Origin of the sequence: Chryseolinea sp. T2 (assembly GCF_037203685.1) — a bacterium.
In the GTDB taxonomy this organism is placed as follows: domain Bacteria; phylum Bacteroidota; class Bacteroidia; order Cytophagales; family Cyclobacteriaceae; genus Chryseolinea.
Genome location: NZ_JBBCAU010000002.1, coordinates 853520 through 879582 on the forward strand (window position 1 = coordinate 853520; position 26063 = coordinate 879582).

The following is a 26063-nucleotide window of genomic DNA, read 5'->3' on the forward strand; positions in this document are numbered from 1 at the left end:
GATTTATGGTAAATCTTTATCCTTCATCGGAGACCCTTTGCAATCGGTGGAAGTGTGTGTGTGTTTGCGCACACAGCTTAAGTGTGTGCGCAAATTAATTGCAGGACGCTTGGTTTTGTGTAAGCGTCCGTTTAGCTTGGTGATAAGGTTTCGGAGTTCGTCGGCAGCAAGGCGACGCGGACCTAAACACTTAAACCCAATACTCACAGATGAAAAAACCTTTACTTCAACTCATCATGTTGCTGTTAATGTGTAGTGCGTCGGCTGTGGCGCAAACCACTTTAACAGGAACAGTTACGTCTGGCGTCGACAACGCGGCATTGCCGGGCGTGTCGGTACTTGTAAAAGGTACAACGACAGGTACTACTACGGACTCTGATGGCAAGTACTCCATTAGTGTACCGGATGCAAGCTCAGTACTAGTATTCTCTTTTATTGGATTTTCGGCGCGGGAGGTAACGGTCGGCAGTCAAACCTTGATCGACGTTTCTATGTCCGAGGATGCCGCTCAATTAAATGAGGTGGTCGTAACTGCCCTTGGTATTCCCCGTGCGACTAAAACGCTGGTGTATGCCACCCAATCGGTAAAGCCGAGCGAATTAACGGAAGTGCGCGATGCCAACAACCCCCTTAACTCACTCCAGGGAAAAGTTGCCAACGCTCTTATCGTTCAAGGTTCTGGCGGTCCTGGTAGCGGTGCCCGTATAATCCTGCGCGGTAACCGTTCGATTCAGAAGAGCAACAATGCCCTCATCGTTGTTGATGGCGTGCCCATTACCAACAACACAAACAGCTCGGTGACGAGTGACTTTGGAGATGTACAAGGTTCCGACGGTGCGTCGAACATTAACCCTGACGACATTGAATCCATGACCGTGCTTCGTGGTGCCTCCGCCGCAGTACTTTATGGTTCCCAGGGTGGTAATGGTGCGATTGTCATCACTACCAAAAAGGGCCGCAAGGACGGTGGGACCTCTGTAAATATTAATTCCGGCGTTGTGTTCGAAAATCCGATGATCCTGCCTGCGCTGCAAAACTCTTATGGACAGGGTAACTCAGGCGTTCTAAATGCCAATTCCGGAGAGAGCTGGGGTGCCCCGCTCGACGGTCACGCGTTTACCGCATATAACGGAGAGCAACGCCCTTACTCAGCTCAGCCGGACAATATTAAGGACTTCTTCCGTACCGGAGTGACTTGGAATAACTCGGTCAGCATCGCCGGAGGCGGCGAAAAGATGCAGACCTATTTGTCTTATACCAATAACAATGTGCAGGGTATCATGCCACGTAACGACATGAACCGAAACACCGTCACTCTGCGTCTATCAAATCAGATAAGCAAAAGACTTTCGACTGACGCGAAGGTCACATATATTCTGCAGGATATTGACAGCCGATACCGAAACGGTGAATCCCTTTCTGCAATCGCTGATCTGTACTTAGTGCCCAGAAACGTCGCGCTTAGCGATATCCAAAACTACCAGCAGATTAACAACGTGGGGCTACCTGAACCAACGAAGTATCCTACTTCTAACGCTGCACTTTACGAGAACCCATATTGGATCGTCAACAAGACTGAAAACAATGAATTGCGGGATCGTATCTTCGGTTATGTGTCGCTGAAGTATGACATCACACCCTGGTTATATGTCACTGGCCGTGTCAACCTCGATAAGATCAACGATCGGCAGGAGTCGCTGGCGGCAGATGGAAGCTTGGCAACTGTATCCGTGTCCGGCGGTAACTACGGCAGAAATAACATCAACTCAACTCAGACATGGGCCGATCTATTACTTAACGGCAGCAACAAGTTTGGAGAAGATTGGAAACTTGATTATCGATTGGGCGGCATCTACCAGAACAATCTTTGGCAGGGAACATCCGCAGTGGCTGGTGGTCTGCGCGTGCCGAACTTTTATAGCTTGAATTTCGGTATCAACCCAAGTTCATCGCAGGGAGAAGTGGAAACGGAAAGCCAATCTGTAGTAGCTCAGGCAACCCTGGCGTGGAAGGAAAGTATCTTCCTGGAGGGAAGCTACCGAACGGACTGGAGTTCTACGCTCCCAGCACCACATGACTTCCCTTATTGGTCAGTGGGTTTGTCAGGCATTATTTCAGACATGGTGCAGCTTCCGAGTGTCATCTCTTTCCTGAAATTGAGCGGTAGTATCGGCGAGGTCGGTAACGGAGGACAGCCGCAGATTCTGAAAAGCACCTACTCGTTCGAGCAAGGTGCGGGGAACGGCTACCTGAGCCGCAGCCCAACTTATCCTATCCCTACTTTGAAGCCAGAACTTGTTCAGAACGTAGAGGGTAGCCTCGAGACAAAATTCTATCAGAACAGACTTGGCGTGCAGTTCACCTACTATAAGAGTAATTCGAAAAACCAGTTACTCACGGTGCCTGTCCCTGTCGCCACCGGCTACACGACGCAATACATCAATGCCGGTAACATTCAGAACCAGGGTATTGAACTCGTAGTCGACGCGACTCCTGTGCAGGGTAACCTGAACTGGAATATCGCTTTCAACCTTGCCCTCAACAGGAACAAGATCATCGAACTTACACCTACTGTGAAGGAATTTAGTGGCGGTGGCTATAGCCGTTCGGCTACGCCAACCCTGCGCACCGGAGGATCTTATGGGGACTTGCTCAGCACGTACTGGACAAAAACGGATGACGGCCAGTACATCGTTAATGCCGAAGGTAAGCCAGTCATTTCAACAGATCAGGCCATCATCGGTAACTTCAACCCTAAGGCAACAATGGGTTTGACAAACACCTTCACTTATAAAGGAGTTTCGCTTCGCGCCCTTATTGATGGCCGCGTAGGAGGTATCATAGTTGATGGAACTGAGCAATTGATGGTATACAACGGTCTGACTGAAGTCAGCGAACAACATCGCGAAGGTGGTTGGAATCTGGGTGGCGTCACAGAGGGCGGTACACCAGTTGATGCAACCATCACGTCACAAGACTTTTGGCAGATTGCGTCTGGCGGTCGCTATGGTACAGGTGATTTCTTTGCTTACGACGCAACGAACTTCCGTCTGCGTGAGTTGTCGCTGGGCTACACCATCCCGCTGCCGGAATCATTTGTGCTTAAGACTGCGCGTATTTCTCTTGTGGGACGCAACTTGTTCTTCCTGTATCGTGGAAGCTCAAAGCTGGATATACCAGGTTTGGGAAAGAGAAAGATGTCCTTCGATCCGGATATGTCATTGGGTAATACCAACTGGCAGGGTATATCGTACGGTACGTTCCCTTCTACACGAAGCATCGGTTTCAATCTCCAACTTACTTTCTAACCGGCGAACGACAATATCAATATGAAAAGAGTAAAATTTCACATATCGCCCTTTAAAGCCATCCTGTTCTTGTTTGTGATATCTGTAATGATATCCTGTACCGATAAGTATGAGGAGATCAACACAGACAAAAACGCGATCGCTAAACTAGAAGACTCGCAGTTGCCTTTCCTGTTCTCTACAGCGCTCAAGAATGGCACCAACAGCGGGTGGTCCTATCAGGTTGCTCAAAACCTGTTTCACGATCAGTACGCGCAATACTTTGCCAATACAACAACGTACTTTCCTTCCGATCGTTACGTGATTCGTTTTGACTGGATCGGTTCACTATGGGATCCGTTGTATACTGCCACAATGCCTCAGCTTCAGGTGCTCATGGAGCGCTATGATCCGGCATCCGCGGAGTATGCAATTGCAAACATCTGGTGGGTACTTTCCTTCCAGCGTGTAACCGATACGTGGGGACCGATACCTTACTTCCAGGCAGGTACTGTTGCCGCTTCAGTTCCTTATGATGCGCAAGACTTGATTTATGATGATTTCTTTGCGCGTCTGGATGCCGCTGTTAAAGTACTGAAGACAAAGACATCAGAAACACCTTATGGCAGCTATGACCTGGTATACGGTGGTGATGTAAACAAGTGGATTAAGTTCGCGAACACTCTGCGCCTGCGTTTGGCTGTCAGAATTTCGAACGTTGATGCAGCAACAGCGAAAGCTCAGGGCGAGCAGGCAGTGGCTGACGGCGTGATGACTGTCAGTGCAGATGATGCCCTCCTGGCCAAAAGTGTAACAGGTAGTGACGTAAACGGTCTTTCTGTAATGGATTGGAATGAGTTCCGCATGAGTTCAGCAATGGAATCAGTGCTGAAAGGTTACACAGATCCACGGATGCCGGTTTACTTTAACCCTACACAAAACAGTATCGACGCAAACACAAAGGCTAACGGTGGCAAATACAATGCGGAAGATCTTGCTCACCCTCTTGAATTCAATGGTCTGCGCAACGGCCTAACTGCAGGTGATATGGCGTTGCCATTGAACAACCATGCTGCAAACAGCAGACACGGTGAACGCTGGAACAGCTCAACAGCTGACGTTCAGTACTTCTCCGGTTTCTATTTCGAAGATGGAGTGTGGAAGGCTTCCACGGAGTCCGGAGGATACCCTGCTGGTCAGGCTGTATCTTCTAATGTGATCGCCGCTGCTGAAGCATGGTTCCTTCGCGCAGAAGGGGTTATGTTAGGATGGAACATGGGCGGCGGAACAGCCAAACAGTACTACGAATCCGGCATCACGACTTCTATGAATCAATGGGGCATTACCGATCCTGCGATAATCGCTGCCTATATCAGCAGCACAGCAGTACCTATTGCTCCCAAGGACGCGCAGAATTCGCCGGCGTTGAGTACCGTTCCCGTTGCGTGGAGTGGCACAACCAGTGTACAACATGAGCAGCTCTCTGTGCAGAAATGGCTCGCACTGTTCCCAGACGGAAATGAAGCATGGGCAGATATTCGCCGTGCCGGATATCTGAAGCTTTATCCGGTTGTAAAATCAGATAACAATGAAATTCCGGATCCTACAGTACAGGACATCAAGCGCATTCCTTTCATGCTTTCAGAGAAAACCAACAACTCCGAAGCAGTAGAGGCGGCTGTTCCTCTGCTTGGATCAGGAGGTGATAAAACAACAACCCGCCTTTGGTGGGATGTTAATTGATCAGTTTGAAAATTCATAAGTAGTGTTTACTTAGGGCCCTCCGATTCGTCGGGGAGGCCCTTTGTTTTCTGTCCTTTTGTCAACTCCTGAAGCACAAAATGGACGATATTGCCGCCGAGCCGGCACCTCCGATCCATAGGCATGAAATCTGATATCATACTTCCTACATTTTTTAACTTCAACCGCGTTGCTCACTTCATTGCCATAGCATTCCTTGCGATTGCATGCGCAGAGAACGGCAAGGACGCTTCTCCAGAACAGGGAACCACTTCACCTTTGTTCGAGGAAATTCTTCCAGCAGCATCGGGAATTGGATTTCAAAATACTGTCGTCCAGCGCGGTGGAGAAAACGTGCTTAACTATCCTTATTACTTTAATGGTGGCGGCGTCGCGCTTGGGGACATTAACAATGACGGCCTTATTGATGTCTTCTTTACGGGCAATCAGGTTTCAAACAAACTGTACCTGAATAAAGGCAATTTTAAATTCGAAGATATTTCAGATAAGGCGGGGCTTTCGGCGCCGCTCGGATGGCGAACAGGGGCTACTATGGCAGACTTCAATCATGATGGATTCCTAGATATCTATGTATGTCGTTCCGCTATGGCTGATTCCCTGCTGCGTGCCAACCAGCTATTCCTCAACAATGGTGATCTTACATTCACAGAGAAGGCAGGCGCATTCGGCATCAACGATAAGTCGTACTCGACGCAGGCTGCTTTTTTTGACTATGACAGAGATAATGATCTGGACCTTTTTGTTTTAAATCATTCGCTACCGAAGTATGCCGGGTTCAATAATATGCTTGTAAACAATAAGAAGCGTAAGGAGCCAGGATTTCATAGCAAGCTGTTTCGAAATGACGATGGAAAATTTCATGACGTTTCTTCAAAGGCTGGCTTAATAAGCAATGTACTGAGCTTCGGTCTTGGACTTGCAATTTCCGATATCAATGGCGATGGATGGCCAGACATCTACGTCTCGAACGACTTCAATGAAGAAGATTATTACTACATCAACAATCACGATGGCACCTTTCGTGAATCTGTGCGCGATGCCATGGGCCACGTCTCACTGTTCTCCATGGGGTCTGATGTCGCAGACATAAATAACGATGCTCTCCCTGATGTATTTACTGCGGATATGTTGCCGCAATCCAATGACCGCATCAAGCTCTCCTCGGGCGACGACAATTATGACAAATACAGCATCCTGGTGCACGCAGGATTTCACCACCAGACCATGCGGAACATGCTCCAGCTGAATAACGGCGACGGTACGTTCTCTGAGATTGGTCAGCTGGCAGGTGTCTCAAGCACAGACTGGAGCTGGGCGCCGTTCTTTGCCGACTTTGACAACGACGGATGGAAAGATCTTTATGTTAGCAACGGATACGAGAAGGACTACACGAACATGCAATTCCTTAAGTTTACTGTTGACGAGCAATTGAAGTCGCAACAAACCGGAAAGCCACTCGATCTGCAACAGATTATAAATCAAATGCCAGCTATCCAGGTTGGTAATGTGGTTTTTCGCAACAACGGCGACCTTACATTTTCAAATGCAGTCAATGAATGGGGAATAACCCGCTCATTCAAGTCTAACGGTGCAGCTGCTGCCGACCTGGACAATGATGGTGACCTTGATCTGGTGATCAATACGATTAACGGACCAGCTGCCGTCTATCGTAACAATGGAGAAAGGAATATCAAGTCACACTATCTGAATGTTGATCTTGCCAAAGCAAACGCAGGCAAGATCGTTATTGGTGCCCGCGCTTATCTTTCTGCAAATGGGCAGCAACAATACCTTGAGTTTTCTCCCGCTCGTGGATTTCAGTCTGCTATGTATGTCCCGCTTCACTTTGGATTGGGCGATATAAAGAGAATTGATTCGTTGCGACTGATATGGCCAGATGGGAGGTCAAAGCTTTATTTGAACCTGCCTGTAGATACTACGTTGTATCCATCCATCGCAGATGCTGAACAGTCTGATGGCAGGCTTGCACAAAAGGCAGTTAAATCTATTTATCGTGAAACCCCGGGTATTAACTGGAAGCAAACGCCGGCGGTGATGAATGACTTTAAGCGACAGTTGCTGTTACCCAGAATGTATTCGTATTCCGGGCCTCGAATGGCCACTGCCGATGTAAACGGAGACAAGAGAGATGATCTTTTCATCTGTGGTCCCAAGGGGCAGGCAGGAACTCTGATGATTCAGCAAAGCGATGGAAAATTTTCTCAGTCGAATGTTCAGGTGTTTGTTAATGATCAAAATTATCAGGACGAAGATGCCGCGTTTCTGGATGCTGACAACGATGGTGACCTTGATCTTTACGTAACAAGCGGCGGCTACATGCACGAAGGTCCTCATGAGCTGTTGCAGGACCGGCTGTATATTAATGATGGACGCGGCAACTTTAAGCGTTCTCCGACGGCCATACCAAAAGAAACGCTTGCCGGAGGATGCGTAGCTACTCTCGATGTTAACGGTGATGGAGCAACAGACGTTTTCGTTGGTACGCGGCTCACGCCTGCCAGCTATCCCGTTGCATCTCCCTCGATGTTGCTGATTAATGATGGCAAAGGAAGTTTCAGGCACGCCAGTGCTGAAGAAGCACCTTTCCTCAATTCACTGGGGATGGTATGTGATGCTACTGCTGCCGACATAAACAAAGATGGAGAACAGGATTTGGTCATTGTTGGGGAGTGGAGTTCGCCGCGGGTGTTCATCAAGTCAAAAGGTCACCTGCAGGAGTCGGCTTCATTCATTCCCTCTGATCTTGGAGGATGGTGGAATTGTTTAACAGCAGCGGATTTCGATGGAGACGGTGATATTGACCTGGTTGCCGGAAATACAGGAGCAAACAATCTGTACAACGCCTCTGCAAAGACGCCGGTTACACTTGTGTACAAGGACTTCAACAACGATGGGCAGATCGATCCATTCATGAATTACTATATCGGCAACAAGTCATGGCCATACGCCAGCCGCGATGAAGCCCTTGGACAAGTGAGTGCCCTTCGTCAGAAATTCCCTGATTATACAGGCTATTCAAATGCCACTCTGCAGGAGATATTTACACCCGAGCAACTTTCAGGATCAAATCAACTTTCTGCAATGGAACTAAGAACGCTTTACCTGGAGAACACCGGCTCAAAGTTTGAAGTCAGATCTCTTCCAATTGAAGCACAGTTTGCCCCCGTTTATGCCACGGCTGCCCTGGACGCAGACGAAGATGGAGATCTTGATTTGATTCTGGCAGGCAACGAATCGAATACTCGTGTCCGTATCGGCAGATCGGATGCCAACTATGGCGTGTTGTTGCGAAATGACGGCAAAGGAAATTTTACTTATGTTCATCAACGGGAAAGTGGCTTTCATGTACGCGGAGATGTGCGTGACATTGCTACTCCGAAAGGGGCAGGGAAGCAACAGGTGATCTTTGGTGTCACTGACGGCAAGGTCACCGGATATATCAGAAACTAAAAGGTTTACAGGTGGCGATACAATTGATCGCTCCCGATAATCTGACCTCCAAGTCCCAGAATTTCATTGGCAGCCCGTTCAAAGCCCAGGGGATCTATGGGACGCGTTGCATCTGCAATAACAAACGTGTCGAAGTTTTCCCGAAGCGCATCCTTTGCAGTAAACGCAACACAATAGTCCGCTGCCAGGCCGCAGACAAACACTTTGTTCACTTTACGCTCTCTTAAATAACCTGCCAGTCCCGTGGCCTTTCGTGAGCCGTTGTCATAAAATCCGCTATAACTGTCGATCTCTGCGTCCATTCCTTTACGGAAGATTGCTTCGACTTTATCCAGGGAGAGATCTGGATAGAAGTTTGCGCCGGTGCTTCCCTGCACGCAGTGATCGGGCCACAGTACCTGCTCGAGTCCGTGCAGATCAATTATATCAAATGGATTTTTTCCAGGATGGTTGGCGGCGAAACTCTTGTGCCGTTGTGGATGCCAATCCTGAGTTGCGACTACCAGTTGAAATGAATTTTGCAACGAATTAACCAGCGGTACAATGGAATCTCCGTCGGGAACAGCAAGTCGTCCACCAGGGACAAAATCGTTTTGAATATCCACCAGTATCAGAGCGTTCATATTGTTATTATTTTATGGAACAATCAATCGCTACAGCTGAATCTAAAAGCCTATGAGCTCTTGTACTGTTTCCTTAATTTATTTCTCTCTTCTTTGAGATCAGTGCCGATCCCCACCTTATAGATATGAGGATTGTAGAAGCGTTTGTATTCCTGCGGCAGTCGCTTAAGACGTTCGGTGCTGTAATAAGATATGTCCTTCAATGATGTTTTATGATCAACGATTTTTCCAGCATCCATAACAGGGTGCAGGAGGGGCTCGTTCTTCATTGTGGAAAGATCCAGTGACTTGTCGTGCTCAAAGGGATGATGCATGATTGTAGGAGCAGGGTCACCGGTAAACCCAACAACGTCAGCGCCGAAAAACATGTCACCTTCTCCAAAAAAACGAAACACCTGCTTGGATCCTGGAAGGGTCGTCTTTTTAATATTCTCCGAAAGCTTAATCCTCGCTTTTCCATCAAGCTCAGAAAGCTTGTAGACCCCGTCGAGCGCTGCGTCCGGTGGTCCCGTTACAAGGCTCGTGCCCACGCCAAAGACATCGATCGGTGCCTGCTGATCTATTAGACTCTTGATGACAAATTCATCCAGTTGATTCGACGCTGTGATCCTGACATAGTTCAGACCTTCAGCATCCAGCATTCTTCTTGATTGTGTAGACAGATATGCGAGGTCACCACTATCGAGTCTGATGCCCTGTAGTCTCTGTCCGCGGCCTTCCATTTCCTTTGCTGTTTTGATTGCGTTAGGTACACCAGACCTCAACGTGTCGTAAGTATCCACTAACAATACGCAGTTGTCGGGACGGTGTTCTGCGAATGCACGAAATGCCGACAATTCATCTTCATAACCCTGGACAAAAGCGTGGGCCATTGTACCTACGCAGGTAACGCCAAAGTCTTTGGCAGCTTTCACGTTGCTTGTAGCGACAAAGCCACCTACGATGGCCGCACGCGTTGCGTGGTATCCGCCAAGTCCCTGAGCACGTCGCAGTCCGAAGTCGCAAAGAGTACGTCCGGCCGCAACGGTATGCATACGCGCCGCCTTGGTTGCGATGAGCGATTGAAAGTTTATGATGTTCAACAGCAATGTTTCGATGATCTGGGCTTCTATCACATCGCCCTCAACGCGAAGTACTGGCTCATTCGGAAAGATCACTTCGCCTTCACGCGCAGCGAATATGTTTCCCTTGAATCTAAAATCCAGTAGACTATCACTGAACTTTGCGTCAAGTCCTATTGACTTAAGGTAGTCGATATCATCCGGGGTGAATCTAAATTCCTCCAGCATCTTTAACACAGATCCTAGCCCTGCAAACACTACAAAACCACCATCGAAAGGTAGCTTCCTGAAGAAGTAGTCAAAAACAGACTTTCTTTTATGCCTGCCTGTCAGGTAGTAGACCTGCGACATCGTAAGCTGATAAAGATCGGTGTATGTACCGGAAAGAAGAGGATTCATGGAATGCAAATATGCCGGAAGATAGGACCAGATTATCGTCCAAGCAAAATGAGCATTAGCGCGATTCCTTATGGATCGCCCTTAGCAGCGATTTTCTCCCTTTGGCATCACTCCGTACTTCCCAGATCATGATGCCCGACGCTTTGGCCATCGCTAGTTTTGTCTTTAACCTCATGGTTGGCAGTCCGTTGTAATAAAGTGTTTTTCCCTCGGGAGTTTTCCATTCATCAACCTGATCAGCTCCCTTATAGGTTGCCACTATTTTCTTGTAGCCCATGCTGATTGCAGGCGACGATAGCTCCGGACCATAGCCATAACCGTAAAACGGAACCCCAAGTGTCAATCGTGCTGTGGGGATCTTTCGCTCGACGCCAAAGTAGTTGAGGTCATCAACGGCGTGGGTATACAGAGAATGGGGACCAGGATTTTCAGGCCGCCATGGACAGGTGCGGTCGTAGCTCATCACATTCATGAAATCGTATTGTGCTAGTGCCTTGTCGGTGAACTGATCCTTATAGTAGATCGCTACTGCCGAAGTGATTAACTTTTGCCGTGCGTGAAGTGCTGTTGCAAGATCGACAACAAAGTTTTCGTAGGTGTCATGAATATCGCTGCCTTCCAGGTCTACATCTATTCCATCAAGATTGTAGCGCATCACCAGTACCATAAGACTATCTATCAGCTGAGCGCGCCGATCATCCGCCAATAGCCACTTATATTGAGGTTGTTTGCTTCCTCCGCCAATAGAGAACAGGACTTTCGTATGATGCTTGTGCGCCTTTTCAACAAACTGCTGCAGCCCCTTGAAATCCTGCGTGTATCTGCCGGAAGAATCAGGATTGACAAACCATAGATTAATATTGGTAAGATATTTAAGTTGCTTAGCCCGATAACCCTCGGTAGCAGATTTCAAATTGTAGTATCCGACAACTTTGAATGACTGCTGTTGGGCATATACGGATAAACTCATCAACGCTGCGACGAACAGCGATGCGAGACGTTTTTCGGAGATCATCATCGCAGATTACAGAAGCTATAGTTTCAATCGTATGCCTATTTTGCTTAGCCATCCCGTTATGAAAACACAGAGAATGGCAAACAGAAATGACTTTAAGAGACCCACGCCACCGATGAGCATGAATTCCGGAAGGTGGATACCCAGAAAATTTGTGGTGGCATATGCGAAGTAAGGTATCAGGTAGCAAAGCAGTGTATCCGTGCCCGCTGGTCTAATGAAAGAGAACCAGTTTGCTTTTCCTAAAACATCGGCCAACCAGTAGATGGCGAGGAAGGCGAGAATAGTGAATGCACTGCACAGGAATAACCACGCGGGTGTTGCGCCAAGCTTTGCGAGTCCCCAGTAAGGACGAGTAAGGACTGACAACACGATGAGCGCTGCAGATATACCCAGCAATACGAATGTTAGCCCGCGGTCATCTTGCCGGCTTCTGTAATGCTTGAAGATAAGGGCAGTAACAACCCCCCCAAGGGTCAGGCCTGTCAAAGTACCTCCAAGTATTGGTTCGGGGATGAACCGCAGGAATTGGGGAAGTAACCCTGCATGGGAAACCATGCTAAGTATGGCAAATGACGACCAGGCTATCACCACCGACGTAAGCTTGTTGTCTGCTAAAACAGTGATTATTCCGCTGGTCAGGTAGGCCCAACCAATTAGGCCAAGGATGCCCCACCATTGAGGTCCAAAAGTGTGTGGTGTTGCGTCGTCACCACCGCGATAAATGAAAGCAAGAGTAAGCAGTGTTACGATCCCCACTGCCTTCAGACCATAGACCAGCGGGCGTGATAAGTCTTTTGGATAACTGTTCCATATCAGGATGAACGAAATGCAGCATAGCGTATTCCAGGCCAGTCTTGGCAGACCAGTGGCCGCTCCGTTAATGTCTTCTCCATTCACCAGGAACACGCCCATTACGAGAAGAGCCACCGTGCGTGTTGCGACGTGCATTAACAGCTGACTTTTTGAATCTCCCTTTTTTTTGCGGGCGTCGATTGCAAATGGCATGCTGAGACCAACGATGAACAGGAAGGCCGGAAACACTACATCAGCAAGTCCGATTCCGTCCACGCCGCGCTCCACATGTTCAAGCCACGCGGGAATTCCAGACAAAGACCAAAGGTCATTTACGAAGATCATCAGGATCATGGTTAGTGCACGGACCAAGTCAATAGCAGTAACTCTTTGAGTCGTGATCGGGGATTGAACAGGGATTGAGGTGGTGGGTTGATTCATGGGCGTAGGCGATATAGTCGGATCAAATGGTCCAGAGCAACTCATAAACGAGTGGTCTCTGGCTTTAGGTACATCGACCAAAGGCGCACTATTTTATCACTTAGATCCCAATTCGGATAGTTCTTTTATTTGGCTGGTAGGTTTTTTAAAGGCACACGCACACTTCGTTATTAGTTCGCATTTTACTGATCGGAATGCGCATGATGAGCCTCTTCGTTATGGAGGAGGCGATATATTAGTATTCTTATATGGCAGACTAACCGTACAACATGAGCCGAACCGACACAAAGAGCCGCACGTCGCGCTTTCATCGCGAGAGCAGTAAGTTTCTCACAAAGAGAATCAAAGACACGCCTGCTATAATAGCGATGGTATTGCTGAGCATGCTTTGCGTTGCGCTGACAAGAACGACGGCACCTGAGATCGTTAAGTTAACTTCGGGCCATATCCTTGGACCTAAACGACCTTTTGCCCAGGGCCACGCTTCCACGATAGTGCGGGCAGACGGCGACAACTATTTGGTCGCCTGGTTTGGTGGTACCCATGAAAAGCATTCTGACGTTGGCATCTGGATGTCGAAAGGAAACGGCACGAGTTGGAGCGAGCCAAAAGAAGTTGCCAAGATACGCGAAGATGCGCATTGGAACCCCGTCTTGTTTAAGGCGAAGGATGACGAGATCATTCTTTATTTCAAGGTTGGTAAAGAAATTGACCATTGGGAAACCTGGTACATGACTTCCAAAGACAGAGGAGCATCGTGGAGCAAGCCTCGGGAACTAGTGGCCGGAGATCGTGGCGGGCGGGGACCCGTGAGGAACAAACCTATCCGGTTATCAAATGGCGTGCTGATCGCAGGCTCGTCAAACGAAAAGAATAAAGTATGGAATGCTTTTGTTGATCGAAGTGAAGACAACGGGAAGACGTGGAAAGCAAGTCCTTTTCTCGAACTTGACCGAAAGGACATTGTGGGGGAAGGGATCATTCAACCAACGCTGTGGGAGTCAACTCCTGGTAATGTGCACATGTTACTCAGAAGCTCCTCCGGATATATTTGTCGCAGCGACTCGAAAGACTATGGGAAGACATGGAGCAAGGTCTATAAGACCTCGCTGCCTAATCCCAACAGCGGCATTGATCTTGTCAAGTTGCCGGGAGGGAAACTTGCATTAGTTTACAATCCCGACAACGCTAATTGGGGCGAACGCAATCCAATCAAACTCGCCGTCTCGACCGACAACGGAGTAACGTGGCCTGTACAGACCGACATCGAGACAGGTGTACCCGATGACGAATTTTCCTATCCGGCAATCGTAGCTTCAGGCGACACAGTTTCCGTTACTTATACATGGAAACGGCAGAATATTGCTTTCTGGCAAGCTGTGGTCAAATAAATTACAGCTGCTAGTAGTTCCAACTATTCAACAACAACTTCATCTATCAGCATGTTAGCCGGCCTGCCTGCTCCGGGATGCCAATCCGGAGTATTGCCCAATGTGTAAGCAATCACCTTGACGTAGCGTGCATTGCGAACACTGAATTCAGACGTGAAGTCGCGAACACGTCCTCCATATTGATCTATCGGCGACGTGTTCAAAACAGTTGCTGCTAATTCATACCTGACGCCATCATTCGACGTGTAGTACTCGACTTTCTTTGGAAGAAGCTTAAGCCAGAATCCATATTGATAAAAAGACGACTCGATTCGTCTGACGGGTTTTGAGCTTTCAAGATCGATTACAAACTCAAGATTTTGTTTACCACCAACCGACATCCAGTTGTAGTCGTAATCCTGAGCGCCCCTAAATCCGTCCGTGAGCATGGCGCCGGCCGTCGGTGACAGTGTGCTTGCATTCGGTGTGATGAATGAGACCTTCTTTCCGAACGCGAGATGTTCGTTCATTCCCTGCGACAACATTTTATAAAATGCAGAACGATACTCTTCCGGTGTGCAGCTCCATTCTTTCAGCTGACTAACCCCTTGACGGATGCAAAGATCAGTAAATGGATCAATGAGTTTTTGGAGGGCAAGTTTGGGACGCCATTGATTACCTACCTTTTCGAAGATTCCCTGTTCGCCTGCGTAGTTCTTCTTTGCCTGTTCAAGTGTAGCATAGACCAGGGGTTGACGAGCAATTTTTACCCGCTCCAGTAATATTGAGTCCTGTTGCACCGCGCGCTCCGCGTTGTCGAACAGAAGGTGATATCGCCGGATCAGCGCGGGAGTGAGGTAGCTGGTAGACGCTTCATTAGGTGTGCCAAAGATCCTTAGTGGTTGTCCCGACTTAAGGAGTGCATCTTTCATTTCATCGATGTATGTGCGAATCTGTTTTGCGGCTGCACCATAGTAGCCACGAAGGAAATCATTCATAACCGTGTCAGCATTTGCATCCGGATTCCACATCAGCTTGGAAATCATGTAGGCCCTTAGCTCAGCGAATTCACCGCCTACTTCACGATTACCCTGTTCGAACATAGCGTTCACGCCATTACGAACGAAGAATTGCAGATTGGGCTTCAGCACATGCAGGTTGGGAAACGGGCTTACCAGGTGATTGAATTGGATAACGTAGTCCCATATGATGATGTCTTTTGCAATTTTGCCCCAATCTTTGACATCCTGTACGAAGTCTGAACTGTGCGGATCCTGCTCCAGTGGCTTGTCGCGATAAGCTTCAATGCTGCATAGCATGATGTTTACATTGTCTCTCGGTTTGATTGTTTTTGGCGCGTGTCGTCCATATTCATATGCAAGGGTGGATATCATTCTGTCCGGGAAAGCGTCTGCCACCTGGTTTACGAATTGAATGATTGATCCCGACGGTGAACCTTCACGCTCGTCTGTAGCTCGGCACAGATCGCAAGTACAATAGTCGCGATTATCATTCTGGCTGACGGACCAGTACTTAGCGTCCGGATTTGCAGCAATCTTCCGGCGCAGACTTTGAATGGTTAGCTCAAGTACCTGTGCATTGCTAAGGCACAACTGGGTCGGTATGCGCGCACCCTTCACCATAGCAAAATACTCAGGATGCTCAGCATAATAAATCTCCGGAGGCACAAGTGAATTGAACGTGTGAACCCACATTCCCCAATTCGGCCGTTCACCATCAGGACCGTGGTCAAGTTTATGCCACTCTGTGTATGCGGGATCCCATGAAATACGATAATGTGTATCGCGAAAAGCGATTTGTGGAACTTGTTTGTCCTCCGTAATAAGTGGGATCGCCAATCGTTCAAACTTTGGAACGATCTTCACGGAAGGTGTGTACATCCGGCAGTTGAGATACGTTTCCAAAAACGAGTAGACACCGTAAAGTGTGCCCTTCTCGCTTCCTCCTGCGATAATTAGTCTTGCGCTGTCTGTTTTAATGATGAAGCCGTCTTCACGAAGCGCGTTAAGGTTGATGGCCGTTTTCAATTCATCCAATCGTTCGTTTTGTCCAAGAACTATTTCATATGAACTCCGCGACTTGTCAGCTCCTATGATCGGCAATGCAGCGCCGGAGATTTCCAGCAGATGCGCCTGTAATACTTCCGCTGCCCGTGTCTCATCTTTCGATGAAGAAGAAGGGATAACAATCCGATAGCGGGACTGTTTCCCCTCGGCCAGAACAATTTGTGTTGGAGCTATTGGGTTGACTTTCCTGCTTTTCTTCTTTTGTGCAAATGTGATTGTGATTGAGGAGAGTACAAACAGAATTGCAAGTACCTGTATATACGACCTTGATGCAGTTGATGAGAGTATCATTTTAGTCAGTTATGTTTGTTGGGGATGCCCGCGTCCGGCGACTTACGAGAGACAGATTTATGTTATGTCGCAGGAAAAAGCAAATGGTTTTATGCATTGATCATTGCAACACGCAGAAGTGGAATATGGAATATTCCGAACTTGGAGTATTGAGCGTTGTGTGTTGTAAATTGCGTTAGCGGGCAATGAGGTTTGGACAATCATTAAGACACACGCACACACTTTTCACATTTTTCCATGAGCGGATTGTTGTCGGGGAGCATTATGTTGAGTTTGCCCTATATTTGTTCTGTTCCTCATTACTCAACTTATGCTCAATCGCAGACAACTAATTCAACGACTTTCAAGTGTTCCCATTGTTGGTGGATTGCTCTCGGGAGTTCCCGTAGCAAATGCGATTGGAGCTCCGAAGAAAGAGGCTCCGAAGCGAGATCTGTTTAAAGAGTTAGGTGTACGCACGTTTATTAATGCTGCCGGCACACTGACTTACATGACAGGGTCGCTCATGCATGATGAAGTCCTTGAGGCGATCAATTTTGGAGCGAAAGAGTTCTGCCTCCTCGATGAATTGCAGGACAAAGTAGGTGAAAAGATTGCGCAGATGGTTCACTCAGAAGCGGCGGTAGTTACATCTGGTGCTTTCTCAGGGATGACGCTTGGTTTAGCAGGCATCCTCACTGGCATGGATGAGAAGAAGGTGCGCGCACTTCCGCACATTGAGTATACAGGGATGAAGTCGGAAGTAATTTGTCAGAAAGGCCATGATATTGTTTATAATCAGGCGCTGACGAACACGGGATGCAAGATGGTGATCGTCGAGACTGCCGACGATGTAGCGAAGGCGGTAAATGAGAGAACGGCGTTAATGCATTTTCTCCATATCAATTCTGACCAGGGTAAGATTCAACATGAGGAGTGGGTAGCTCTTGGGAAGAAGTACAATGTTCCAACTTCAATTGACATCGCGGCTGATGTTCCGCCGGTTTCAAACCTCTGGCGCTTCAACGATATGGGCTTCGACTTCGTAGTCATATCAGGAGGCAAGGCAATTCGTGGCCCTCAAAGCGCCGGCCTGCTCATGGGTAAAAAGTCAATTATTGCAGCTGCGCGACTTTCGATGCCTCCGAGGGGTTATAACATCGGTCGGGGAATGAAGGTGAACAAAGAGGAGATACTCGGCATGTACGTTGCGTTAGAGAGATATATTAACCAGGACCACGACAAAGAATGGAAGGAATGGGAATCGAAAATTGCCCTGATAGAAAATACAGTTAAATCTGTTCCGGGAGTGGCTACTGAAATTCACGTGCCGCCCCTTGGTAATCATACTCCGACACTGCACATCAGCTGGGATTTGGACAAGGTAAAGCTTACCGACAAACAACTACGTGAGGGATTAAGACTTGCCAATCCGTCCATCGAGTTGGGAGGTGGGCCGCCGAATACCGTCAGTGTAACTGTATTCATGCTGAAGCCGGGACAGGAAAAGATCGTTGCTGCGCGTCTCAAGGAAGAACTATCGAAGGGCCTATCATAAGTTGCAACAACACGTCAGCCAATAGTCACTACGTTGACCGCGACCTGATGCTGAAGATAAACTAACGTCAACTAAATACTTTAAATGTTAAACTCCCACTATCATGAAAACTGAAAGAAGATCCACACTGAAAAAGTTATTTGCTTCTGCCGCTACCCTGGTTGGCCTGGGCACTGTATCCGCTCGTGCAGCTAACGTTGCTCCGGAGAAGGAAGTATTCAATGTGGTGAAAGATGATCAGGATGTGCCTTTGTTTTCCGGCTCAACAAAATTCGGAAACCTGGTCTTCATCGCTGGTAAGGGCGCTCACTTTGACGGTGACATCACCGCCCACACGAAGCACGTATTGGATGAACTTGAAAAGGAATTGGTGAAAGCAGGCTCTTCGATGGAGAAGGTTCTAAAGTGCAGCGTGTTCCTTCACGACCTTAATGATTATAAGGCGATGAACGAGGCATACAAGGGACGCTTTGGCAGCAAGCCCCCCGTACGCACAACGGTGGCAGTATACGGCGGCGTACCAGGTGATTCTTTAGTGGAAATCGACTGCATCGCGTACATCTAGGAAACCTCATTCGGACCTACTCAACCTTCTGACATTAGTCACCGGGAGGTGAGTAAGTTCCTGGTCTTATACATACTTATCGTCAATCTGAATCTCCACTGATAAACATGCTTGCTTTTAAACGGACTGTTAAGTCACTCATCGTATCCAACCTGTTTGCTGCCGTGATGTTTGGGGCGCAGTCGCTGTTCGCCCAGGACTACACATTGGTCATCAAAGGTGGCCATGTGATCGATGCTAAGAATAACATCAATGAAGTAATGGATGTTGGCATTAAGGACGACAAGATCGTTCGGGTTGCAAAGAACATCGACGCGAAAGGCGCGCAGGTCGTGGATGCAAAAGGATTGTATGTCACACCTGGTCTTATTGACATTCATTCTCATAACTTTTACGGAACGCAGGAAGATCACTACCTGTCTGATGGTTTTGTAGCCGTTGCGCCTGACGGATTCACCTTCCGCTCGGGAGTTACGACAGTTGCCGATGCCGGTGGTGCCGGATGGAAGAACTTCAATCAGTTTAAGGACCAAACGATCGATCATTCAGACACACGTGTGTTCTCGTTTCTAAACATTGTGGGAGAAGGTATGCGCGGCGGCGCCTGGGAACAGAACTTAAATGACATGGATGCCAAGATGACTGCAGCTGTAGTCAAGGCACACAAGAACGAAGTCGTCGGTATTAAAGTCGCGCATTATGTGGGAGCAGAGTGGGAGCCCGTTGATCGCGCGGTAGAGGCTGGTACGGCGGCCAACGTGCCTGTCATGATCGACTTTGGTGGAAACACGCCACCACTTTCAATTGAAGATCTGTTCATGAAACATCTTCGTCCGGGCGACATATTTACACATTGCTTCGCTCAGCTGTCGTCACGCGAATCAATTGTGGATGACCAGGGGAAATTGAAACCATTTGTGGTGGCTGCCCAGAAGCGGGGAATCATCTTTGATGTTGGTCATGGAGGAGGAAGCTTTCGATTCAGTCAGGCGATTCCTGCGCTGAAGGCCGGTTTTATTCCAAATACGATCAGTACTGACCTTCACACCGGCAGCATGAATGCGGGCATGAAAGACCAGCTAAATATTATGTCGAAGTTCCTGAACATGGGCATGACCATCCAGCAGGTGATGGCGGCGTCAACCTGGCATCCTGCCCGGGCCATTAAGCATGAAGAACTAGGAAACCTTTCTGCAGGATCAGTAGCAGACGTGGCCGTGTTTAGCCTTCAAAAAGGAAAATTCGGATTTATTGACTCAGCGGGCTTCCGAATGGACGGCGACCAGAAATTGGAGACTGAGCTCACTGTAAGGGCAGGAAATGTAGTTTGGGATTTAAATGGGATATCAAGGCCCAGCTGGAAGTAATCATCACGCTGGAGATCGACAACAAAAGAAAAAGGCTGGGGAGACCCGGCCTTTCCTATTATCAATTCATTTTGATGTTTTAAATCATACCGTGCACTTCGGCACCGAATCAGTCCGATCAGGTGAACTTAGGAGCAATCTCCAGAGTGCGTTCGTCGTACTTCAATCCGTATTGTGCCAGTACGTCGTCAGGAACGCCATCCCATTGATTCGGACGATTGCCAACATAGCCAAGATCATCAACGCCGATCTTGCTTGTAAAGAAGCCACAAGCGGTCAGATCGCGCATTGTGTTAAAGAAGGCAACACCCTGCTGCATCTCCGGCTTTGCTTTTGCCGGATACGCGATTTCATCTACGATTTCAATCTGTTGTTGCGCAGTGCATGACGCGAAGTCAGCGTTGAACCGACGCATGCATTGCAGGTCGAGCCACTTGATACCTCCGCGTACTGGCGTCTGGTAGTGTGGCATGTCTTTAACGATGAATTCGATGAATGCAGGCACTCCAGCTTCCGTTGCACTTCCGGATTTGTCATCCTTTGGAATAATGATATCAGACAATACGCTGATTGTCTTCATTTCGTGCTCATCAAAAAACTTCTCAGCCTGAAGTTTCTGATCCCGCGCAAGCTCGTCGGGGGTGCGATCAATTGTTGAAGCCGCTGCAGGGGCCTGTGCCTCCGCAGCTGGTTTGTCGGTCTTGGGGTCACACTGTACCAGCAAACCTGCGCCAGCGGTACCGAGGGCTAAGCGTTTAAGGGATTCTCGTCTGTCCATATTGCCTTTAAGTTACGGAAAGTTCCTGATTAAATGTTCTGTTTTTTGAGCTCGTCAATGATGTATTCGGAGGCGCGCATAGATAGCGCCAGAATGGTCCATGTAGGGTTCTTGTCGGCCTGAGAAACGAATGGACCACCATCAACTATGAAGAGGTTCTTGCACTCGTGAGCCTGATTGAACTTGTTTACCACAGACTTTTTAGGATCGTCACCCATTCTGGTTGTTCCTACTTCGTGTATAATACGGCCAGGTGCAGCAAGTCCATAGTCGTTTTCCGGACCATCTTTGCCCCAGGTCACAACACCGCCGCTATTCACAATGATCTCTTCAAAAGTTTCTTTCATGTGCTTAGCCTGCTTAACCTCCTGGTCGCTCCACTTGTAGTGGAAACGGAGCACAGGAATGCCATATTTATCGACCGTGTTGGGATCGATCTCACAATAGTTGGTCTCTCGTGCGATGGCTTCGCCGCGACCTGACATGCCAAATGAGGCGCCATAGTAATAACGGTAGTCGTCCTTGAGAGACGCGCCATATCCGCCCGCTTCCTTTTTCTTACCATCGCGTCCGGCATACTTGCCGTTCATTCCCTGCATGCCGAAGCCGAAGCCATATCCGGGCATGCCCATACCTCCATAGTACTCAATGTGATATCCACGGGCGAAGTCAAGCTTCTTGTTGTCAAGCCACCACGGTGTGTATACGTGCATTCCACCTACGCCATCTTCGTTGTATCGCTTTCGTCCAATGAGATCAGGCAAAATACCACCCATATCGGCACCTGTCGAATCATGCAGATATTTTCCAGCTACGTTACTTGAGTTGGAGAGTCCGTTGGGATGGCGCGTCGACTTTGAGTTCAATAGCAAACGAGCCGACTCGCAGGCGCTGGCTGCGAGTACAACTACCTTGGCATCTACAGTGTAGTCCTGCTTATCATCCTTGTTAACGAAAGATACACCGGTTGCTTTGCCTTCGGCGTTAGTGAGCACTTCGCGCACCATCGCATTGGGTATGATATCAACGTTGCCAGTTTCAATTGCAGGCTTTACCAACACTGATGAAGAAGAGAAGTCGGCGTGCACAGTACAGCCGCGGTTACACTGAGAGCAGTAAAAGCACTGACCTCTGGAATCGTTAATCTTCTTGGTGAGGATCGACAGACGGGAGGGGATTACGGGAATGTTTATCTTCTTGGCTCCGCGCATGATGAACATTTCATGCAGACGCGGTTTAGGTGCGGGAAGAAATATTCCGTTGGGCTCATTAGGCATGTCCTCCTTCGAACCAAACACTCCGATGAGTTTGTCAACTTTGTCATAGAATGGAGCGACGTCATCATAGCTGATTGGCCAGTCATCGCCGAGACCGTCGACGCTCTTGTGCTTAAAGTCCCTTGGACCAAAACGGAGAGATATCCGTCCCCAGTGATTGGTGCGACCACCGACCATGCGTGAGCGGAACCAATCGAATTGAGTACCGTCTTTGTGTGTGTAGGGCTCACCATCAAGTTCCCATCCGCCATAGGCGGCATCGAAGTCACCGAAGTGACGATAAGGACTGCTTGCGCCGCGCCGCTTGGATTCCCAGGGCCACTTGAGTTGTGTTACATTTTTAGCGGGGTCATATAGAGGGCCTGCTTCGAGCAAGACAACCTTTAAACCAGCGTTAGCCATCACATAAGCGGCCATTCCGCCACCTGCACCAGAGCCCACTATACAAGCGTCGTAGGCTTTAGGTGATTTCTTGATTTGAAAATCTGCCATAGGGATAGTTTACAGTAGTAGCAAAAAATAAACGAAATCATCCGGATACAACCGGCTTTCAACGCCTTGAATGCTTAATACCGGCTGAAATTTAATCTTTTCAGGACAACAGCACAGCGATACTTTATAATTGTGTGCATTTCTTCAACGAATGGCCCAATCAGACGGCCAAATCAACGCTCGCAAATGCCGTGTTTCGTGTCTCTCCGATCCTGGGAGGCTTTTAAACCTGGATCTTCCTTTTTTTGTAACCATTTCAACAATGGCCGGTATTGATCTGTATCGCAACTAAACAATATAACCTCCCGGCCTTATGCTCAGAAATTATTTCCTCTCCGTATGGCGTTACATAGCCCGGAACCGATTCTTCACAGCAATCAATATCCTTGGACTGGTGATTGGTATGACAGCGTTTATGCTGATCACACAATTCGTTGTGCACGAGTTTAACTATGACAAATTCTGGCCGAACAGCAGCAGAATATATCGCGTACAGCTCGACCGTTATGACCGGGGTGCCCTAAGTACCCGATGGGCGTCCGGGGCAAACGGGCTGGGTCCGGATCTGAAGGATAACTTCCCCGAGGTCGAGGCTTACGTCCGGCTCACGGGTAGTAATTCCCTGTTGTCTTACGGCGATGTTTACTTTAAAGAAGATCACATCTTTTACGCAAGCCAGGATTTTTTCAAGGTTTTCGGCGTAAAGCTTCAGGAGGGCGTTGATTCCACGGCTCTGAAAGGATTGAACAAAATTGTATTGTCGAGGTCCCTGGCCAGGAAATACTTTCGCAATGAGAGCCCGGTTGGAAAGACTATGCGCAACAATGGGACAACGGAGTTTCTGGTGACCGGTGTATTTGAAGACATCCCTTCAAATTCACACATGTCAATCGAGGCGCTCCTTTCATTCGCGACATATGCAAAGCAGACAGGCCGTGATAACGAGGATGCTATGCGCGAGTGGCAATGGGATGGCTTCCTCACTTACCTGTTGCTTGACAAGAATGCTGATGCTCACGACCTGGAGGCAAAGTTTAACAAGTACGTTCTCAAATACCTTGGTGAGAAGTACAAGGACTTCAGCGCCAGCATGGTTTTGCACCTGCAGTTTATCTCCGATATTCATCTCGACTCGGACTTCATCGGAGAGTTTAAAGAGAACGGCAATCGCGACACTACCTACTTCCTTATGGTGGTGGCAGCATTAACAATCATTATCGCGTGGATCAACTACGTAAACCTGTCGACTGCCAAATCAATTGAACGTGCGCGTGAAGTAGGGGTGAGGAAAGTGATGGGCAGTTTCAGAATTCAACTTATCCAGCAGTTTCTGTCTGAGTCGCTTATGCTGAATCTGGTAGCCGTCTCGTTGTCGATAGTAGCAGTTGCATTGCTTACACCCTGGTTCAGCGACCTCACCGACAGACCGCTGGACTACATTTTATTCCGAGAGCCGCTCTTCTGGTTATCGATGTTATTGCTAATAATCGCCGGCGCTCTTCTGTCAGGACTGTACCCCGCTTTTGTTTTGTCTTCCTATAAACCTGTTGAGGTTCTGAAGGGGCGTTTCAAGAATACGCACTCGGGCGTTGCTTTCAGGAAAGCCATGGTGATCACACAATTCGTTGCGTCGCTTACCTTGATCATTGGCACGTTTACCGTGTATCAGCAGTTGTCGTTCATGCGCGATCAGAAACTAGGGGTTGATCTCGATCAGACGCTGGTAATGCGATCGCCCAACATCGTCGTCGATTCTCTATATGGTAATAGCTTCAGGGCTTTTAAAAGGCAGATCGAACAACACGCAGAAGTGGTGGCAATGTCGGCATCAAGTTCAATTCCCGGTTCGTCTCCCGACTGGAATGCGGGCGGCATCCGTCGGCTCAGCCAGAGAGAAGATGAACAGAATCAATATCGGGTGATCATGATGGATGAAGATTTCATTCCCATGTACGGCCTCGACGTTGTTGCCGGCCGGCCCTTCTCGGGCGAGGTGAAGAACGAATGGAAGAGCCTGATGTTAAACGAATCTGCGGCCAAGCTGATGGGGTTTGAAAATGCAGAGCAGGCCATTGACGATCATGTGTACTTTTGGGGCGACACCTTCCGCATAGTTGGAGTCGTGAAGAATTACCGCCAGGAATCTGTGAAGAAGTCTTTTGAACCTTTGCTGTTCCGGTATAGCGACGCACCCGGAGGAATGTACTCGATTAAATTCAATACTTCGAACGTGAGGGCGTCGGTTGCAAACTTTGAAGCGGAATGGAAGAATGTGTTTCCCGGCAACCCGTTCAGTTATTTCTTCCTCGACGATCACTACAATAAGCAGTACAAAGCAGACCAGCAATTTGGAAAGGTGTTTGGGATCTTTTCGGCTATGGCAATTTTGATTGCCTGCCTCGGATTGTTCGGACTGTCATCATTAACGGCTATTCAACGGACGAAAGAGATCGGTGTGCGGAAAGTTCTTGGCGCGTCTGTTCCCGGAATATTAACGCTGATCAGCAAAGACTATCTGATCCTGATGGCAATAGCCATTGTATGTGCCACACCTCTAACATGGTGGATCATGAGCAATTGGTTGCTGGACTTTGCGAGCAGGATATCACTCCAGTGGTGGATCTTTGCTGCGCCTAGTCTCCTGGTTGTGGCAATCGCACTTCTTACCGTGAGCGTCCATACTTTGAAAGCCGCCAGAACTAATCCGGCCCGTTCACTGCGATACGAATAGAAAGTCCATTGATTAAATGACCACCTTTTCTGTTGTTCGTCACAGGGGCGAATGCAGAACATCAGCCTTGCCTTTTACAAGAGGTGAGGTTGATGCTTATATGGGGCTGATATACGATTGATTCTTCATCACAACTCCGGCGGCTGGGGCAGAAGCTATACTGCTTCTCCCCAGAATCAAATCACACGGCCAACCAACAGACGGAGTTTGAAAATAAAATCTTTGTTATGCTCTCGATTGAAAAATCGGATGCATCGATTGAAAGCGTCCGTCTGTCGAGAGTGGCATTTTTCTGCGAATCATTTGTGTGAATTTGTGCGTTATTACAGCAGTTAGAGCCCATTTAATTTTTCTTAGTCTTATGCGACAGCCTGTCGAATATATCAACACTTTACGTGAAGATGGACGCCCTGGAGAATCGATACCCAAAGTTGAATACCAGGCGTGGAGTCATTTCATACTTTCAACATTAGCTATTGACGATGAGCTAACCCTCAACGATCTGTTAGAACGTGCGCAAAAGAAAGCTGCCGAGACGGGAGCTTCCAACGATAAAACAAGCTGGTATATCCTGCAGGTTAAGCGTGATCTCGAAGCGCGTCAACTGATCAAAGTCGTGCCATCATCTGTTAAAAAACATACGTTCCTCCTCAAGCTGACCTGGCAGGGTAGGAGCAAGGTTCAGATTGCAGCCTGGGGACACAACGACCTCTGA

At 48.3% G+C, this 26063-nt stretch carries 16 protein-coding genes; 9 read left to right on the top strand and 7 right to left on the bottom strand.

The window, feature by feature from the left end; genetic code table 11:
• Positions 1-209 precede the first annotated feature (209 nt).
• The 3 genes from WBG78_RS08395 (at position 210) to WBG78_RS08405 (ending at position 8519) form a co-directional block, all read left to right on the top strand.
• Entirely contained in the window at positions 210-3308 is a 3099-nt protein-coding gene (locus tag WBG78_RS08395) for a SusC/RagA family TonB-linked outer membrane protein (RefSeq protein WP_337325956.1), read from the top strand.
• Positions 3309-3329: 21 nt separating this feature from the next.
• Positions 3330-5030, top strand: a complete 1701-nt coding sequence (locus WBG78_RS08400) for a SusD/RagB family nutrient-binding outer membrane lipoprotein (protein ID WP_337325957.1) — start codon at positions 3330-3332, stop codon at positions 5028-5030.
• A 141-nt stretch (positions 5031-5171) separates the two neighbouring features.
• On the top strand, positions 5172-8519 hold the full coding sequence (locus WBG78_RS08405; protein WP_337325958.1) for a VCBS repeat-containing protein: 3348 nt from the start codon (positions 5172-5174) through the stop codon (positions 8517-8519).
• A gap of 5 nt (positions 8520-8524) precedes the next feature.
• On the opposite strand, the gene pncA is transcribed toward WBG78_RS08405, so the two are convergent.
• The 4 genes from pncA to WBG78_RS08425 are packed head-to-tail and all read right to left on the bottom strand — an operon-like array spanning position 8525 to position 12853.
• A complete protein-coding gene (pncA, locus tag WBG78_RS08410) occupies positions 8525-9142 on the bottom strand; it encodes a bifunctional nicotinamidase/pyrazinamidase (RefSeq protein WP_337325959.1) in 618 nt (205 codons plus the stop codon).
• Between the two features lie 50 nt (positions 9143-9192).
• A complete protein-coding gene (locus tag WBG78_RS08415) occupies positions 9193-10602 on the bottom strand; it encodes a nicotinate phosphoribosyltransferase (protein WP_337325960.1) in 1410 nt (469 codons plus the stop codon).
• A gap of 55 nt (positions 10603-10657) precedes the next feature.
• Positions 10658-11620 carry a glycosyl hydrolase family 18 protein gene (locus tag WBG78_RS08420; protein WP_337325961.1) on the bottom strand — a complete coding sequence of 321 codons (963 nt, stop codon included), beginning with the start codon at positions 11618-11620 and terminating at the stop codon, positions 10658-10660.
• 15 nt (positions 11621-11635) lie between these two features.
• Complete coding sequence (locus WBG78_RS08425) at positions 11636-12853, bottom strand: DUF5009 domain-containing protein (protein ID WP_337325962.1); 1218 nt, start codon at positions 12851-12853, stop codon at positions 11636-11638.
• A 269-nt stretch (positions 12854-13122) separates the two neighbouring features.
• Here WBG78_RS08425 and WBG78_RS08430 point away from each other — a divergent pair, with 269 nt between their 5' ends.
• Positions 13123-14244, top strand: a complete 1122-nt coding sequence (locus WBG78_RS08430) for a sialidase family protein (RefSeq protein ID WP_337325963.1) — start codon at positions 13123-13125, stop codon at positions 14242-14244.
• A 23-nt stretch (positions 14245-14267) separates the two neighbouring features.
• On the opposite strand, the gene WBG78_RS08435 is transcribed toward WBG78_RS08430, so the two are convergent.
• A complete protein-coding gene (locus tag WBG78_RS08435) occupies positions 14268-16601 on the bottom strand; it encodes a DUF4838 domain-containing protein (RefSeq protein WP_337325964.1) in 2334 nt (777 codons plus the stop codon).
• Between the two features lie 310 nt (positions 16602-16911).
• On the opposite strand from WBG78_RS08435, the gene WBG78_RS08440 reads away from it, so the two are divergent.
• The 3 genes from WBG78_RS08440 (at position 16912) to WBG78_RS08450 (ending at position 20070) form a co-directional block, all read left to right on the top strand.
• Complete coding sequence (locus tag WBG78_RS08440; RefSeq protein WP_337325965.1) at positions 16912-18138, top strand: aminotransferase class V-fold PLP-dependent enzyme; 1227 nt, start codon at positions 16912-16914, stop codon at positions 18136-18138.
• A gap of 103 nt (positions 18139-18241) precedes the next feature.
• Positions 18242-18703, top strand: coding sequence for a RidA family protein (locus WBG78_RS08445; protein ID WP_337325966.1), 462 nt, complete (start codon positions 18242-18244; stop codon positions 18701-18703).
• Between the two features lie 107 nt (positions 18704-18810).
• A complete protein-coding gene (locus WBG78_RS08450) occupies positions 18811-20070 on the top strand; it encodes an amidohydrolase/deacetylase family metallohydrolase (protein WP_443092770.1) in 1260 nt (419 codons plus the stop codon).
• A 118-nt stretch (positions 20071-20188) separates the two neighbouring features.
• Here WBG78_RS08450 and WBG78_RS08455 read toward each other — a convergent pair whose 3' ends face one another.
• Positions 20189-20848: a gluconate 2-dehydrogenase subunit 3 family protein gene (locus WBG78_RS08455; protein WP_337325967.1), complete on the bottom strand. Its 660-nt coding sequence runs from the start codon at positions 20846-20848 to the stop codon at positions 20189-20191.
• A gap of 29 nt (positions 20849-20877) precedes the next feature.
• Positions 20878-22617, bottom strand: a complete 1740-nt coding sequence (locus WBG78_RS08460; RefSeq protein ID WP_337325968.1) for a GMC family oxidoreductase — start codon at positions 22615-22617, stop codon at positions 20878-20880.
• Between the two features lie 313 nt (positions 22618-22930).
• Here WBG78_RS08460 and WBG78_RS08465 point away from each other — a divergent pair, with 313 nt between their 5' ends.
• Positions 22931-25348 (top strand): ABC transporter permease, encoded by a 2418-nt coding sequence (locus WBG78_RS08465; protein WP_337325969.1) that lies wholly within the window; start codon positions 22931-22933, stop codon positions 25346-25348.
• 361 nt (positions 25349-25709) lie between these two features.
• Positions 25710-26063, top strand: a complete 354-nt coding sequence (locus tag WBG78_RS08470) for a DUF6958 family protein (protein ID WP_337325970.1) — start codon at positions 25710-25712, stop codon at positions 26061-26063.

What these genes read in the sequence shown, in the direction of transcription:
- WBG78_RS08465 (WP_337325969.1), top strand. Translation starts at nt 22,931, where the DNA reads ATGCTCAGAAATTATTTCCTCTCCGTATGGCGTTACATAGCCCGGAAC.
- WBG78_RS08435 (WP_337325964.1), bottom strand. Translation starts at nt 16,601, where the DNA reads ATGATACTCTCATCAACTGCATCAAGGTCGTATATACAGGTACTTGCA.
- WBG78_RS08400 (WP_337325957.1), top strand. Translation starts at nt 3,330, where the DNA reads ATGAAAAGAGTAAAATTTCACATATCGCCCTTTAAAGCCATCCTGTTC.
- pncA (WP_337325959.1), bottom strand. Translation starts at nt 9,142, where the DNA reads ATGAACGCTCTGATACTGGTGGATATTCAAAACGATTTTGTCCCTGGT.
- WBG78_RS08425 (WP_337325962.1), bottom strand. Translation starts at nt 12,853, where the DNA reads ATGAATCAACCCACCACCTCAATCCCTGTTCAATCCCCGATCACGACT.
- WBG78_RS08405 (WP_337325958.1), top strand. Translation starts at nt 5,172, where the DNA reads ATGAAATCTGATATCATACTTCCTACATTTTTTAACTTCAACCGCGTT.
- WBG78_RS08395 (WP_337325956.1), top strand. Translation starts at nt 210, where the DNA reads ATGAAAAAACCTTTACTTCAACTCATCATGTTGCTGTTAATGTGTAGT.
- WBG78_RS08460 (WP_337325968.1), bottom strand. Translation starts at nt 22,617, where the DNA reads ATGGCAGATTTTCAAATCAAGAAATCACCTAAAGCCTACGACGCTTGT.
- WBG78_RS08415 (WP_337325960.1), bottom strand. Translation starts at nt 10,602, where the DNA reads ATGAATCCTCTTCTTTCCGGTACATACACCGATCTTTATCAGCTTACG.
- WBG78_RS08455 (WP_337325967.1), bottom strand. Translation starts at nt 20,848, where the DNA reads ATGGACAGACGAGAATCCCTTAAACGCTTAGCCCTCGGTACCGCTGGC.
- WBG78_RS08440 (WP_337325965.1), top strand. Translation starts at nt 16,912, where the DNA reads ATGCTCAATCGCAGACAACTAATTCAACGACTTTCAAGTGTTCCCATT.
- WBG78_RS08445 (WP_337325966.1), top strand. Translation starts at nt 18,242, where the DNA reads ATGAAAACTGAAAGAAGATCCACACTGAAAAAGTTATTTGCTTCTGCC.
- WBG78_RS08470 (WP_337325970.1), top strand. Translation starts at nt 25,710, where the DNA reads ATGCGACAGCCTGTCGAATATATCAACACTTTACGTGAAGATGGACGC.
- WBG78_RS08430 (WP_337325963.1), top strand. Translation starts at nt 13,123, where the DNA reads ATGAGCCGAACCGACACAAAGAGCCGCACGTCGCGCTTTCATCGCGAG.
- WBG78_RS08450 (WP_443092770.1), top strand. Translation starts at nt 18,811, where the DNA reads ATGCTTGCTTTTAAACGGACTGTTAAGTCACTCATCGTATCCAACCTG.
- WBG78_RS08420 (WP_337325961.1), bottom strand. Translation starts at nt 11,620, where the DNA reads ATGATGATCTCCGAAAAACGTCTCGCATCGCTGTTCGTCGCAGCGTTG.